A 15448-nucleotide genomic window follows, 5' to 3' on the forward strand; every position below is an offset into this window, starting at 1 on the left:
TGGAGTGAGGGCCAGGTGGAGTGAGGGCCAGGTGGGGTACGGACCAGGTGGCGTGAGCGCCTTTTGACGAGAGGTCACAGGAGGTCACGGGAAGGTGGGTCGCCGTGACACCAGTTCCGCCGTGACGGGTTCGGCACGCGAAGAGAGCGGGCCGCTCCCGTCAGAGGGCCGGTGTCAGTTCGACCCGTCCCGGCACCCGGGCCCGGCGCCGAGCAGGGCGAGAAGGTCGTCGGCCTCCGGCATGCCCAGGCGGGCACAGATCTCGTGCGCGGTACGCCGGTGCGTCCGGGCGCCGTCATGGTCCCCGAGTCCGCCGAGGGCCTTGCCGAGCACGGCAAGGGCGTGGGCGCAGCCGCGGTCGTTCCTGACCTCCTCCAGCGTCGCGACCGCGGTCCGGGCCAGCCGGGCGGCCTCCTCGGCGCGGCCGGTGGCGAGCCGGTTCTCCGCGAGCCGGGAGAGGGTGAGCCCTTCCCACAGCCGGTTACAACGAGCGCCGAAGAAGGCCAGCGCCTCGGTGAGGCGTGCGGCGGACTCGGCGGTCCGCCCGGCGGCGCCGAGGACGACGCCCAGTTCGTACAGTGCGAACCCCACCCGCCGACCGTTACCCAGACCTTGATGGAGCACCAGGGCCTCCTCTGCGTCCGCGACCGCCGGGGCCGTCTCGCCCGCCGTCTGGCGCACCCGGCAGCGCGCGCCGAGGGCGTTCGCCTCGCCGAGCCGGTCCGCGTGTGCCCGGAAGACCGCCAAGGCCTCGGTGAGGAGGGCGCGGGTCTCGTCGTGGTGGCGCAGGTGGTACAAGCAGCGGGCCAGCAGCACCAGGGCGTCGGCCATGACGAGCGCGTCGCCGGCCGCGCGGCTCGCAGCCACCGCCTGGCGGTAGACCACGACCAGTTCGCGGAGGCGGGCCGCGTAGTAGTAGCCGTGGCCGAGGGCCAGGTAGGCGCGGCCCTCGCTGCGCCGGTCGCCCAGGCGGAGCGCCGCGGCGACCACCGCCTCGGCCGTCTGCTCGAACTCCGGTCCGGGGCTCCCGCGTTCCAGCAGCTCCTCCGTCATGAGCAGCAGGTCGGCCGCCAGGGCGACGGCGCCGGCGGGGTCCTCGGCCGCCTGGCGCACCGCCGCGAACAGGCACGGCGCCTCCTCGGACAGCCAGGCGCCGGCGTCCTCGGCCGTGGCGAACGACAGTCCGGGGACCGTCGCGGTCACCCCCAGGCGTTCGGCCCTGTCGAGGGCGCCGGGGTACGAGGCCCGCACCGTGGACACCAGGAACTCAAGGAGGCGGCGCAGGGCGGCGGCCCGCCCCTCCGGGGACTCCTCCGCGCCCGCGCGGCCACGCGCGTAGAGGCGCAGCAGGTCGTGGTAGCGGTAGCGGCCGGGGGTGGGGGACTCCAGCAGGCTGACGTCGACCAGGGACTCGCACAGCGCCTCGGCCTCCGGCTCCGGCAGGCCGAGGACGGCGGCCGCGGCGGCGGACGAGACGTGCGGTCCTTCGGGCAGGGCGAGCAGCCGGAAGGCGCGCTGCTGGTCCGGCCGGAGCTGGGCGTGGCCGAGCGCGAAGGCGGCCTCGACGGTCAGGTCGGCGACGCGCAGTTCCGCCAGGCGGTGCCGCTCGTCGGCGAGTCGGCCGTGCAGCGCGCCGAGCGGCCACGCGGGGCGCGTGGCAAGCCGGGCCGCCACGATCCGTACGGCCAGCGGCAGGTGACCGCAGGCCGACACCAGCCGGGCGGCGTCGTCCGCCTCGGCGGCGACGCGGGCCGGGCCCATGACCTTGCCCAGGAGTTCGAGTGCCTCGCCCGGGGTCATGACGTCGAGGTCGACCAGGCGCGCGGACGCCGGCCCCGCGGGCTTGGCGCGGCTGGTGACCAGGACGGCGCACGAGGGCGGCCCGGGCAGGAAGGGCCGCACCTGCTCGGGGCCGTGGGCGTTGTCGAGGAGGATGAGCACGCGGCGCCCGTCCAGCCGGGTGCGGAAGAGCGCGGAGCGTTCCGCCAGGCCCTCGGGTATCGCGGCGTCGTCCACACCCAGCGCCCGCAGGAACGAGCCCAGCACGGTGGCCGGGTCGGCCGGGTGGCCGCCGACGCCCTGGAGGTCCATGTAGAGCTGTCCGTGCGGGAAGGACTCCCGCACCCGGTGCGCGACGTGCACGGCGAGGGCGCTCTTGCCCACCCCGCCGGCTCCGGAGATCGCCACCATGGCGGCGGCGCCGGGGCGGTCGGACGTCAGCAGCGCGCACAGGTCCGCCACGAGCGTGGCGCGGCCGGTGAAGTCGGCGAGGTCGCCCGGGAGTTGGGCGGGCAGCGGCGGCGCGGCCGGGTCCGGGAGCCCGGTGCTGCCGGTGGCGTCCGGCGCCGTGAGCAGATCCCGTGCCTCGGCGAGGTCGCGGCCGGGTTCGAGCCCGAGCTCCTCGCTCAGCAGCAGGCGGGCCTCGTCGTAGACGGCGAGCGCTTCGGCGGACCGGCCGTCACGGTGCAGCGCCTGCATCTGGAGGGCGCGCAGCCGTTCGCGCAGGGGATGGTGTGCGGCCAGGTCGGTGAGCTCCGCGAGGACCGACAGCGGGCCGTCCAGTTCCAGGTCGAGCTCCAGGCGGGCTTCGAGGGCCGTCAGGCGCTGGTCGGCGAGCCGGGCGCGGTGCGCGTCCATGGCCGCGCCGGGGACGCCCGGCAGGGGGCCGTCCTGCCAGAGCTCCAGCGCGAGGCGCAGCCGCGCGCGGGCCTCCGCGAGCTGTCCGGCCGCCCGGGCCCGGCCCGCCGAGGCGACGTGGTCCTCGAACCGGGCGAGGTCCACGGCCTCGCGCGGCACGTGCAGCGCGTAGCCGTCGGGGACGGACACCAGGACCCGGGGGGACTCGCCCGCGGCCCGCTCCGGCTCAAGGAGTTTGCGCAGCCGCGAGGCGTACGTCCGCAGGGCCCCCACTGCGCGGGGTGGCGGGTTCCCGCCCCACAGCGCCTCCACGACGTCGGCCACCGAGGCGGCCCGCTCCTGGCGCAGCAGCAGCACTGCGAGGAACGCCTGCTGCTGCGGGGAGCCGAGCTCCAGCTCCCTGTCGCCGCGCCACGCACGCAGCCGACCGAGCAGCGCGAACCGCAGCCCGGTGTCCCCGGTGACCATCTTCCGCCCCACCCCGTTGATGCCTTCAGGCGCGCATGCCGTTCGGCGGGCCGGCCCCGTCTTCCCCCCGGGCGCTCGGCACGTCGTCCCCCGGCGTGCGCTGCCCTGGATCTTACCTGTGGGCAATCCAGCCTTTAACGTCGCCGGGCTGCCATCGGTGCACCGCACAGGGATGGTCTTGCAGATCAGGGTTTCGTGTGGAGTGTTCCTGCCGATGTACTTCAACCATGGGCTTATCACCGGTTGCCGGGCATCCTGCTGTCGCTGTCTTCCGAGAGCCACTGGGCGGGCGGCCCGTCCCGCTGTTGGGTCCGCGGGTCGATGCCGCGGCGAACTGCCTGGTCAACGGGGGTACGAGCGGTGTACCACCAGGAGACGAAGAACCTTCTGGTGTCGTACTCGACGAAGAAGCTCGGCTTCTTCTAGAGGCACCGACGAAAGGCGCCTGACCTGCGCTTGTGCCCGTCAGGCGCCTACCGCTCAGCGCTGCACGCAGCGCCGGCATCCTCCCGGCGACACCCGCGGTCCGTTCATCATGTTCGAGCCGGACGTTCTGACCTCCGAGATCGCGGGCGTCGCCGCCGCGCCACCCGTCTCAGACCGGCGACGCGATCGGCCCCAGATACATCCCGCCCGAGACGTCGATGGTCCGGCCGGTGACGGAGCGGCCCTGGGGGCTCGCCAGGAAGGCGACGACGTCGGCGACGTCCTCCGGGTCGCCGAGGCGGCCGAGTGCGGTGAGCGCCTCGAGTTCGGCGACCACCTGGGGAATGGCGGTGTAGTGCTCGATCATGTCGGTGCGCACCGGACCTGGTCCCACCGTGTTGACCGTGATGCCGCGCCTGCCCAGCTCGTTGGCCAACGAGGGGGCCAGCGCCTCCAGTGCTGCCTTGGTGACGGTGTAGCCGATCTGTGTGGAGACCGCGAACCGGCTCGCGATCGACCCCATGTTGATGATCCGCCCGCCGTCGTTCAGCATCGGCAGCGCTCGTTGCGTCACGAAGAACGGCGCGCTGACGTTGACGGCGAGCAGCCTCTCCAGTTCCTCCGGGGTGACCTTCGAGATCGGGTTCTCCGAGGAGATCCCCGCGTTGTTGACCAGGATGTCCAATCCGCCGTCCGCCAGCTGCGCCGTCAGGCCCTCGAACAGTCGGTCCACCGCGCCGTCCGCGTCAAAGCTCGCCCGCACGGCGAAGGCCCGCCCACCGGAGCTCACGATCCGCGCCACCGTCTCCGCGGCCGCCGGCTCATTGCTGCCGTAGTGCACGGCGACCTGGGCGCCATCGGCGCCGAGGCGGAGCGCGATCGCCCTGCCTATGCCGCGCGAACCGCCCGTCACCAGTGCCGTCTTGCCTTCCAACGGGCCCATCGACATTCCCCTGTTCGATGCGTCATGCGTTTCGAAGACTGACCGACAGTGCCGGCCACTGACGACACTGCCTCAGTTTCCCCTCACGCACCTGCGCACCGGACCCGCTCTCCGGCCGCTCTCCACCAACTCTGTCCTCGGTTACGAGACTGCGGCTCGTCCGACGGCGGACGGGACACCTGGGACGCTCCGCAGCCAGTCCGCCACCGCACGAGCAGTCCCCTCGACCTGTTCCGTCATCATCGAACAGTGGTCGCCGGGCACCTCCACATAGCTGTCAGCGCCCTTCCAGGTGGAACGCCACTCGCGGTCATCCAGCACCTCGCCGGGCACGCCAGGAACGCACTGGGTCGGCCGTACGAAGAGGGTGGGAGTCCGCACGGGCCTTGGCGACCAGTGCGAGAACTCGTCCATGTAGCGGCGCATGGCGGTGAGGCCCGCGAAGTCCAAGGTCGCGAAGTGTGCCCGGCGGTCCAGTACCTCGTAGTTCATGGCCCGCATCAGGCGCTCCGACATGTCCGCCAGCACATAGGCGTCCAGCAGTACCAAAGCGGCCGGTGGGGTGCCCTCGGCCTCCAGATGACCGGCCACCGCATGAGCCAGCATCCCTCCGGAGGAATAGCCGACAAGGACACACGGTTCGCCGCACAGGTGCTTGCGTACCGCCGCCGCCTGGACCTCGATCATCGTTGCGGTGTCACGCGGCAGCAGTTCACCGCCGTCCGAAAAGCCGGGCAGCGGCAGCGCGGTGACCTCCCCCGCACCCCGGTACGCGGACGCGAAAGCGCCGAACTGCATCGCGATGGGCACGGGGACGAGAGGGGGCAGACACAGCAGAGCGGGCCCGCCGTCGCCGCGAGCAAGCCGTACCGGCCTCAGCCCCTCGAGCAGCGCTGACGTGTCAGCGGTATCAGAGCGCAGTCGCAGGGCCGACCCGACGAAGCGGTTGGCCTCCGCCGTCTTGCCGTTCGCGCGGGCCTGCAGGAACAGGCGACCGAACGGTTCGTCTGCGTCCTGCTGCGGTGCGAGCGCGGGTGCTGGTGAGAGTGCGGGGGCTGGTGCTGGTGCTGGTGCTGGTGCTGGTGCTGGTGCTGGTGCTGGTGCTGGTGCTGGTGCTGGTGAGAGTGTGGGGGCGAGTGCAGGTGCGGATGGAGACGGTCGGGGAGTCTCTCGTCCCGATTCCTTCGTCCCCTGGGCCGACAGCTCGGACCAGAGGTGGTCCACCAATTCGTACGGTGTCGGATACTCGAACACCATGCCCGCGGACAGATCGAGCGCGGTCGCGGCCATCAGTCCGTTCCGGAGCGCCACCGCACTCAGCGAGTCGAACCCGGCATCCCGAAAGAGACAGCCGGGGTCCAGCTTCTGGGGCGTGGAGTAGCCCAGGACGGACGCGGCCTCGGCCAGCACCAAATCCAACAGAGCCTGTCGCCGCTGCTCCTCGGCCAGTTCGGGCACCTGCCAAAGCCGCTCTCGCTCCTCAAGAGGAACGGGCGGAGTCGACTCCCGCGAAGCGACCGCGGGGGCCGTGGCGTCGGCCGAGGCCTGAGCCCGCAGCCAGTACCGCTGCCGCTGGAACGCGTACGTCGGAAGGTCGAAATGACGTCCCCGCGGGATCGGCGTACCCAGCACCGCTTCCCAATCGACAGCCACACCGCGTACGAACACCTCGGCCACGGCGCGCACCACCGACCGCTGTTCCGTTGAACGCCGACGCAACGACGGCACCCAACGTGCCGCCCGCGGACCGGCCACACACTCAGAGCCCATCGCACTCAGCGAAGCATCCCCGCCGACTTCCACACAGACATCCACACCGGCATCGGCCAACTCCCGTACCGCTTGCGAGAAACGCACCGGCTGCCGTATCTGGCGCACCCAGTACTCCGGGTCGCACACCTCCTGCGGCCGCACGGGACTCCCGGTGACCGTGGACACCCAGCCCATGGCAGGAGACCGGAACTCCACCGTCGCGAGAACCTGCCGGAACTCATCCAGCATCGGCTCCATCAACTCCGAGTGAAAGGCATGCGTCACCGCCAGCGGAGTGACCTTGCACCCCCGTTCCCTCCACATCCCCGTCAGCCGGTGAATCGCTTCCGCGTCCCCCGAAACCACCACGGAGGACGGCCCGTTGAGAGCCGCGATCTCCACCCCCGCATCCGCGGACAAGCCGAACTCGGCAAGCCAGGAATCAACGTCCCCACCAGGTATCCGTATCGCCGCCATTCCACCGCCCTGCGGCAACCCATTCATCAATCGGCCGCGAGCAGCCACGAGCCGAGCCGCATCCTGAAGCCCCCACAGCCCGGCCACATGCCCCGCGGCGAACTCGCCGACCGAATGGCCGACGACCCAGGAAGGCGCCACACCCCAGGAACGCCACAGCCGCCACAACGCCACCTCAAAGGCGAAAAGGGCCGGCTGCGCGAAGTCCGTACGGCCGTGCAGCTCCGCCGCCTCGGTGCCTTCCTCAGCGAACATCACCTCCCGCAGCGGGCGGTCGAGCAAGCTGTCCACAGCCGCGCACACCTCGTCCAGCGCCTGGGCGAACACGGGGTACGACTCGTACAGCTCCCGTCCCGTCCCGGCCGCCCGCGTCCCCTGCCCCGGGAACACCAAGGCCACCCTGCCGGCCGCCGAGGCCGCTCCCGAGACCACGCCGGCGCCCGGAACACCCCCCGCGGCCTCCTCAAGACCGGTGAGCAACGCCTCTCGACCTTCCCCCAGCACCACGGCACGGTGCTCGAAGACCGACCGCGAGGACACCAACGCCCCCGCAACGTCCCGGACGTTCACACCTGCGGTCTCCCGGGCCCACTCCGCCAACCGGCCTGCCTGCGCCCGCAACGCCTGGGGCGTATGACCGCTGATCACCCACGGTACGACTCCGGAACGCGCGGGGGCCTCGTCCTCCTGCGGAACCTCTTGCTCCTCCGGGGCCTGCTCCAGGACGACATGCGCATTGGTCCCGCTGATCCCGAAAGACGAGACCGCGGCCCGCCGCGCCCGTCCCACCTGCGGCCACTCACGCGCCTCAGTCAGCAACTCCACCCCGCCCGAGGACCACTCCACATGCGGAGAGCGCTCCTCGGCATGCAGCGTCTTGGGCAACACCCCTTCCCGCAGCGCCATCACCATCTTGATGACACCCGCCACCCCCGCAGCCGCCTGCGCATGACCGATATTCGACTTCAATGACCCCAGCCACAAAGGCCGTTCACGACCCTGCCCATACGTCGCAAGCAGCGCCTGCGCCTCAATCGGATCCCCGAGCTTCGTCCCCGTACCGTGTGCCTCCACCACATCCACCTCAGCAGCCCCCACCCCCGCATCCGCCAACGCCTGCCGGATCACCCGCTGCTGCGCCGGACCATTCGGCGCCGTCAACCCATTCGACGCCCCGTCCTGATTCACCGCCGAACCCCGCACCACCCCCAACACCCGATGCCCGTGACGCCGCGCATCCGACAATCGCTCCACCACCAGCACACCCACACCCTCAGCCGGACCAAACCCATCCGCACCAGCCCCAAAAGCCTTGCACCGCCCATCAACCGCCAACCCCCGCTGACGGCTGAACTCCACAAACGTCGAAGGCGTCGCCATCACCGTCACACCACCCGCCAACGCCAGCGAACACTCCCCGCTCCGCAACGCCCGCACCGCCAAATGCAACGCCACCAACGACGACGAACACGCCGTATCCACCGACACCGCAGGACCCTCAAGCCCCAACACATAGGCCACCCGACCCGACGCCACACTGCCCGCATTACCACTGCCGAGATAGCCTTCGAGATCGGCCGACGGACCGCCGGCCTCCGGCACGTACGCCTGGTGCATCAGGCCCGTGAACACGCCGGCCCGGGTCCCGCGCAGCGAACGCGGATCGATTCCCGCCCGCTCCAACGCCTCCCACGACGTCTCAAGCAGCAACCGCTGCTGCGGATCCATCGCCAGCGCCTCACGCGGCGAAATACCGAAGAACCCCGCATCGAACTCCGCAGCCGCATACAGAAAACCGCCCGCACGAGAATAGGAAGTCCCCGGCCGGTCCGGATCCTCGTCGAACAGCCCCTCCAGATCCCAGCCACGATCCGCCGGAAAGTCACCGATCACATCCACGCCATCGGCAACCACATCCCACAGCCCCTCGGGAGACTCCACACCCCCCGGAAAACGACAACCCATCCCCACTATCGCGATGAGGCCGCGCGATTCCTCGACGAGCCGTCGGTTTTCCTCCCTCAGCTGCCGGGTCTCTTTCAGGGAGTTCCGCAGTGCGTCGATGAGTTTGCTGTCGGCGGGCGCATCTGTGTTCATCAGGACCTCGCTCAAACATCGTCAGGACTCGGTATCGCTGTACGCCAGATGGATCAGGCTCTCGGCGTCGAGAGTGTCGATGATGTCGATCTCATCGGAACTCGGAGCGGAAGTGCCTCGGCTGCCGTTTTCGTCATCCGGACCTTCGCTGTCGGCAGGGCCCGGCAGGAAGCCGAGTTCGGCACACAGGTAGGCCGCGAGGACGCTCGGGCTCGGGTGATCGAAGACCAGGGTGGCCGGCAGTCGCAGCCCCGTGGCCGCGTTGAGACGGTTGCGGAATTCCACGCCCGTGAGCGAGTCGAAGCCGAGGTCCTTGAACGCCCGGTCGGCGCCGATCAGTTCTTGCCCGGTGTGTCCGAGCACCAGGGCGGCCTGGGTGCGCACCAGATCCAGCACGATGTGCTCACGCTCGGCCCGATCCGTCCTGAGCAGGCGGTCCCGCAGGGTGTCCACGTGCTGCCCGTGCCGTCGGTCCGGGTCGGCCGCCTGCGGGGCCGCACCGCGGCGGCGCGGTGTTCCGGCCACCCGGTCGAGGAGCCGCGGTGCCGTTCCGGCCGCGATCTCGGCTGCGAGTCGCGTGGTGTCGAACCGCACCGGTGCCAGCTGGGCTTCGGGCGAGGCCATGGCCGCGTCGAAGAGCGCGAGTCCTTCCTCGCGTCCGAGCGGCACCAGTCCGCCCCGGGAAATACGGGCGACATCCGTGCCTTTGAGGTGCCCGGTCATTCCGCTGCTTTCCGCCCAGAATCCCCAGGCCAGCGAGACGGCCGGAATGCCTTCGGCGGCGCTGCGGGACGCGAAGGCGTCCAGGAAGGCGCTCGCCGCGGCGTAGTTGCCCTGGCCGGGGCTGCCGACCGTGCCCGCGAAGGACGAGAAGAGCACGAAGGCGTCGAGGTCGAGATGCCGGGTGAGAGCGTGCAGATTGACCGTGCCGTCGGTCTTGGGCGCGAGCACCCGGTCCAGGTGTCCTGCGTCGAGTGAGGTCACCACCGCGTCGTCGAGAACGCCCGCGGCGTGGACGACCGCCCGCAGCGGGTGCCGGGAAGGGATGTCCGCGATGACGTCTGCCAGCGCTTCCCGGTCCGTCACGTCGCAGGCGGCGACGGTCAGCGTGGCTCCGTGCTCGGCCAGGGACGCCCGCAGTTCGTCCACGCCGGCCGCTCTCGGCCCCTGCCGTCCGGTGAGGAGAAGGTGGCGTACGCCATGGGTGGCGGCCAGATGTCGGGCAAGCGCCCTGCCCAGGGTGCCCGTACCGCCGGTGATCAGCACGGTCCCTTCGGGGTCGATGGGGCGTGGCACCGTCAGCACCAGCTTTCCCACATGGCGTGCCTGGCTGAGGAACCTGAAGGCTTCCGGAGCGCGGCGCATGTCCCATGCGGTGGTGGGCAGGGCCCGTAGCGTGCCCTCGGCGACACGGTCGAGCAGTTCGGTGAACATCTGCTGGATGCGCTCGGGCCCGGCTTCGAGGAGCTCGAATGCCCGGTATCGCACCTCCGGATGGGCGGCGGCGATCTCTTCCTGGGTACGTATGTCTGTCTTTCCCAGCTCGATCAGCCGACCGCCCGGGGCGAGCAGCCGCAGCGAGGCGTCCACGAATTCTCCGGAGAGGGAATTCAGTACGACGTCCACGCCACGACCGCCGGTGGCCTTGCGTATCGACTCTTCGAATTCGAGGTCCCGCGACGACACGATGTGCGCGGCGTCCAGGCCGAGCGACCGGAGCGTGCCTCTCTTCCCCGGGCCGGCCGAGGCGAAGATCTCGGCACCCGTCAGCTGCGCTATTTGCACCGCGGCCATACCGACGCCACCGGCTGCCGCATGTACGAGAACTCTCTCGCCGGGTTTCAGCCGCGCCAGGTCGGTAAGGGCGTAATGGGCCGTGAGGAACACGATGGAGAAAGCGGCCGCGTCGGCGAACGACCACGGCTCAGGGATGTGGGTGAGCAGTCGGCTGTCGGCCACGACGGTGCTGCCGAACGATTCGGGCATGATGCCCATCACGCGGTCGCCGGGGGCGAGTTCACGCACTCCGGATCCCACCTCGGTGACCACGCCCGCGGCTTCACTGCCCAGCGTCGCGTCGCCCGGATACATGTCCAGGGCGATGAGGACATCGCGGAAGTTGAGACCTGCCGCGCGCACCGCGAGCCTCACCTCGTGGGGCTCGAGCGGCCGGTTCGCATCGGCGCAGGGGACGAGAGCGAGACCGTCCAAGGTCCCCTGGGTCACGCTTTCCAGCCGCCAGGCGCGTGGCGCGGAGACGTCCGGCACAGCCAGTGGGGCCGACGCACCGGTTTCCGTATCGGGGACGGCTCGTACCAAGCGCGGTACGCGCGGTTCGCCTCCCCGTACGGCCAGTTGCTGATGTCCCGATGCCACGGCCGCGGGCAGCACCGCCATCGAGGCCGGGTCGGTGTCGAGGTCGATCAGCTGGAGAGCATCCGGGTGCTCGTTCTGGGCCGAGCGTACGAGGCCCCACACCGCCGCCTGTACGGGATCGGGGCCGGACTCCCCCGCCACCGTGGACACCGCGCTCCTGGTCACCACCACCAGCCGGGCCCCCGGCCTTCGTTCGAGGGCGAGCCAGGCTTGTACGTCCTTGAGTACCGCACCCACCTGGGCACGCACGCGTTCCGGCAGGTCCGTCGGGTCCGTGACGGGAGCGGTCGTGCAGGGAGCCAGCACGAGGTCCGCGTGGGGGGCCGTTGGTGGGGCTACTGACGCGTCGAGAGAGTCGAGGGAATCGAGGAGTGACAGGGAGACACCGGCGTCCCGGAGCGCGGCGGCACACGCGCCGGGCAGGTCGGACCGTGCGTCACACGAAGAGTTCAGCAGGCCCCAGGCGGACGAGGCGGACACGTCGGGGAGAGGTACGGCGGGTTGCCAGGTCACGTGGAACAGGGAGTCTTGGTGCGTGGACACCGCTGCCCGTAGCCGGTCTTGCGACACCGGCCTCATCACCACCGCGTCGGCGGTCAGCACCAGGGTCCCGGCCCCGTCCCACGCGGACAGCGACACGCCGTCCGGACCAGCCGCCGTCAGCCGCACTCGCAGCACGGAGGCGCCGACCGCATGGATCGTCACGCCAGTGAAGGAGAACGGCAGCCGCGAAGTCTCCATGTCGGGCAGCAGATCCGCGGCCACCACCGCGTGCAGCACGGTGTCCAACAGTGCCGGATGCACCAGGTAGCGATCCGCCTGGCCTTCGACCAGCCGTGGCAGACGCACTTCGGCGAAGATCTCACCGCTGTGGTCTCCACGCCACACGGCCTCTAGGCCGCGGAAGGCCGGCCCGTACTCCAACCCGCCGGCCGCCAGCCGCTCGTACAAACCGTCGAACTCGACCGGTACCGCCCCGGCCGGAGGCCACGCCGCGTGGGACTCGATCGCGACGACCGGATGATCGGGAGTCACCGTGGCGCCGGCATGCCGGGGCCAGGGTTCGGCGCCGTCACGGCGAGCGAAGATGTCCACCTCCTGCCGTCCGGTTTCGTCCGGCAGGCCGACCCTTACCTGTACGTCGACTGCTTCTTCGGTGGGGATCACCAACGGGGTGTGCAGGACCAGCTCTTCGACCCGTACGCAGCCCACTTGTTCACCGGCACGGGCGACCATCTCCAGCAGTGCGGTACCCGGCACCACCACGGTGTCACCGACGCGGTGATCCGCCAGCCAGCCGGGGCGGCCGGCGGACAGCCGACCGGTCAGCACCTCCCCGCCGCCATCGGCCAGCGACACCGCCGCGCCCAGCAAGGGGTGACCCACATCGTCCAGACCCAGGGCAGCTGGATCCGAACCGCCCGTCGAGGCTTCCAGCCAGTAGCGCTGGCGTTGGAAGGCGTAAGTGGGCAGGTCTGAGGAGGTGTTCGAGGCGTTCGGGGTGTTGGAGGTGCCCGGTCCGGTGACACTGCTCCAGTCGACGGGCAGGCCGCGGACGAAGACTTCGGCTGCCGAGGCCAGGACACGCTCCAGCCCGCCGTCGTCCCGGCGCAGGGTTCCGGTGGCCACCACGTCGGCCACACCCGTGTCCGCGGCGGTCCCCTCAACACCGATGGTCAGCACGGGGTGGGCGCTGCACTCGACGAAGAACCGGAACCCGTCCTCCAGCAGCCCGCGCACGGCCTCGTCGAACCGCACCTGGCGGCGCAGGTTTTGCACCCAGTACCCGGCATCCAGCCGGCTGCCGTCTATCCAGGCGGCCTCCACCGTCGAATACACCGGCACCCGGCCCGGCCCCGGAGACAACCCCGCCAGCTCCCGCTCCAGCCGGTCGGCGATCTGCTCCACCTGCACCGAATGCGAGGCGTAATCCACCGGGATCCGCCGAACCCGCACCTCCTCGGCCTCGCAGGCGGCCACCAACTCCTCCAACGCCACCGGCTCACCCGACACCACCACCGACGCAGGCCCATTGACCGCCGCCACCGACACCCGCTCACCCAGCGACACACACCACGCACGCACCCGATCCACCGGCGCCGCCACCGACACCATCCCGCCCCGCCCCGCCAACTCCTCACCAATCACCCGACTCCGCAGCGCCACCACCCGCGCCCCGTCCTCCAACGACAACGCACCCGACACCACCGCCGCAGCAATCTCACCCTGCGAATGCCCCACCACCGCACCCGCACTCACACCCAGCGACTCCCACACTGCCGCCAACGACACCATCACCGCCCACGACGCGGGCTGGACCACATCCACCCGCTCCAACGACGCAGCGCCCGCCGCCCCGTTCAGTACGTCCGTCAGCGACCAGTCCACAAACGGCGCCAGCGCCCGCTCACACTCATCAACCCGCGCAGCAAACACCGGCGAGGACGCATACAACTCACGCCCCATCCCCACCCACTGCGAACCCTGACCCGGAAACACCAACGCGACCCCGGCACCAGCCATGTCCGCCGCACCCGAGATCACACCGGCGTCGCCCGGGATTCCGCGCTCGACCTCACCCAGACCGGCAAGCAACGCCTCCCGGCTGTCCCCCAGCGCCACGGCGCGGTGCTCAAACATCGACCGCGAGGACACCAACGCCCCTGCAACATCCCCGACGTTCACATCCGCGGTCGCCCGCACCCACCCCGCCAACCGGCCCGCCTGCGCCCGCAACGCCTGGGGCGTATGACCGCTGATCACCCACGGTACGGCTCCGGAACGCGCGGGGCCCTCGTCCTCCTGCGGGACCTCCTGCCCCTCCGGGGCCTGCTCCAGGACGACATGCGCATTCGTCCCACTCATTCCGAACGACGACACCGCAGCCCGCCGCGCCCGACCCACCTCCGGCCACCCGCGCGCCTCAGTCAGTAGCTCAACCTCACCCGAAGACCACTCCACATGCGGCGACGGCCGGTCCACATGCAACGTCTGCGGCAGCACACCGTGACGCAGCGCCATCACCATCTTGATGACACCCGCCACGCCCGCAGCCGCCTGCGTATGCCCGATATTCGACTTCACCGACCCCAGCCACAACGGATGTTGATCCGACGACCGCTCCCCATACGTCGCCAGCAGCGCCTGCGCCTCAATCGGATCCCCGAGCTTCGTCCCCGTCCCGTGCGCCTCCACCACATCCACATCCGACGGACGCAGACCAGCCGCCGCCAACGCCTGCCGGATCACCCGCTGCTGCGCCGGACCATTCGGCGCCGTCAACCCACTGCTCGCCCCGTCCTGATTCACCGCCGAACCCCGCACCACCGCCAACACCCGATGCCCGTTACGCCGCGCATCCGACAACCGCTCCACCACCAGCACACCCACACCCTCGGCCCAGCCCGTGCCATCCGCCGCAGCCGCAAACGCCTTACACCGACCATCAACCGCCAACCCCCGCTGACGACTGAACTCCACAAACGCCGAAGGCGTGGCCATCACCGTCACGCCACCCGCCAAAGCCAGCGAGCACTCCCCGCTCCGCAATGCCTGCGCCGCCAGGTGCAACGCCACCAGCGACGACGAACACGCCGTGTCCACCGACACCGCAGGACCCTCAAGCCCCAACACGTACGACACCCGACCCGACACCACACTGGCCGCATTCCCCGTGGCCACATACCCCTCGAACGAACCCGAACCATCCCCCAGAACAACCCGGCCATAATCCTGACCGTTCGTCCCCATAAACACCCCGCCCGAAAGCCCCCTCAACGAACGAGGATCAATACCCGCCCGCTCCAACGCCTCCCACGACACCTCAAGCACCAACCGCTGCTGCGGATCCATCGCCAACGCCTCACGCGGCGAGACACCGAAGAACCCCGCATCAAACCCCGCCACATCACCCAGAAACCCACCCGCCCGCGCATAACTCACGCCCGAACGATCCGGATCATCACCGAACAGCCCCTCCAGATCCCAGCCACGATCCGCCGGAAAGTCACCGATCACATCCACACCATCGGCAACCACATCCCACAAACCCTCCGGAGACTCCACACCCCCCGGAAAACGACAACCCATCCCCACAATCGCGATCGGCTCATTGTTCTGTGCTTCGACCCGCTCCAGCTGGTCTTTCGTCTCCCGCAGCTCCGCTGTGACTCGCTTGAGGAAGTAACGGAGTTTCTCGTCGCTCATGATGCGGTGCCTCCCCGATAGGGCGAATGCGAAAGTCTGCCGGTCGATGGATCGGGGGATGCCTTG

At 70.3% G+C, this 15448-nt stretch carries 4 protein-coding genes; all 4 read right to left on the reverse strand.

The features are described 5' to 3' along the window. Positions 1-174: 174 nt before the first annotated feature. On the reverse strand, positions 175-3105 hold the full coding sequence (locus tag AC0KTA_RS02425; protein ID WP_481053402.1) for an AfsR/SARP family transcriptional regulator: 2931 nt from the start codon (positions 3103-3105) through the stop codon (positions 175-177). A 595-nt stretch (positions 3106-3700) separates the two neighbouring features. Continuing rightward, entirely contained in the window at positions 3701-4474 is a 774-nt protein-coding gene (locus AC0KTA_RS02430) for an SDR family NAD(P)-dependent oxidoreductase (protein WP_481053403.1), read from the reverse strand. 141 nt (positions 4475-4615) lie between these two features. Continuing rightward, on the reverse strand, positions 4616-8815 hold the full coding sequence (locus AC0KTA_RS02435) for a type I polyketide synthase (RefSeq protein WP_481053404.1): 4200 nt from the start codon (positions 8813-8815) through the stop codon (positions 4616-4618). 6 nt (positions 8816-8821) lie between these two features. Further along, positions 8822-15385 (reverse strand): SDR family NAD(P)-dependent oxidoreductase, encoded by a 6564-nt coding sequence (locus tag AC0KTA_RS02440; protein ID WP_481056285.1) that lies wholly within the window; start codon positions 15383-15385, stop codon positions 8822-8824. Positions 15386-15448: the final 63 nt, after the last annotated feature.

Source organism: Streptomyces sp. Y309 (assembly GCF_056712025.1).

Bases quoted from the DNA above. Each gene is read 5' to 3' on its own strand.
- AC0KTA_RS02425 (WP_481053402.1), bottom strand. From the start codon at position 3,105: ATGGTCACCGGGGACACCGGGCTGCGGTTCGCGCTGCTCGGTCGGCTG.
- AC0KTA_RS02430 (WP_481053403.1), bottom strand. From the start codon at position 4,474: ATGGGCCCGTTGGAAGGCAAGACGGCACTGGTGACGGGCGGTTCGCGC.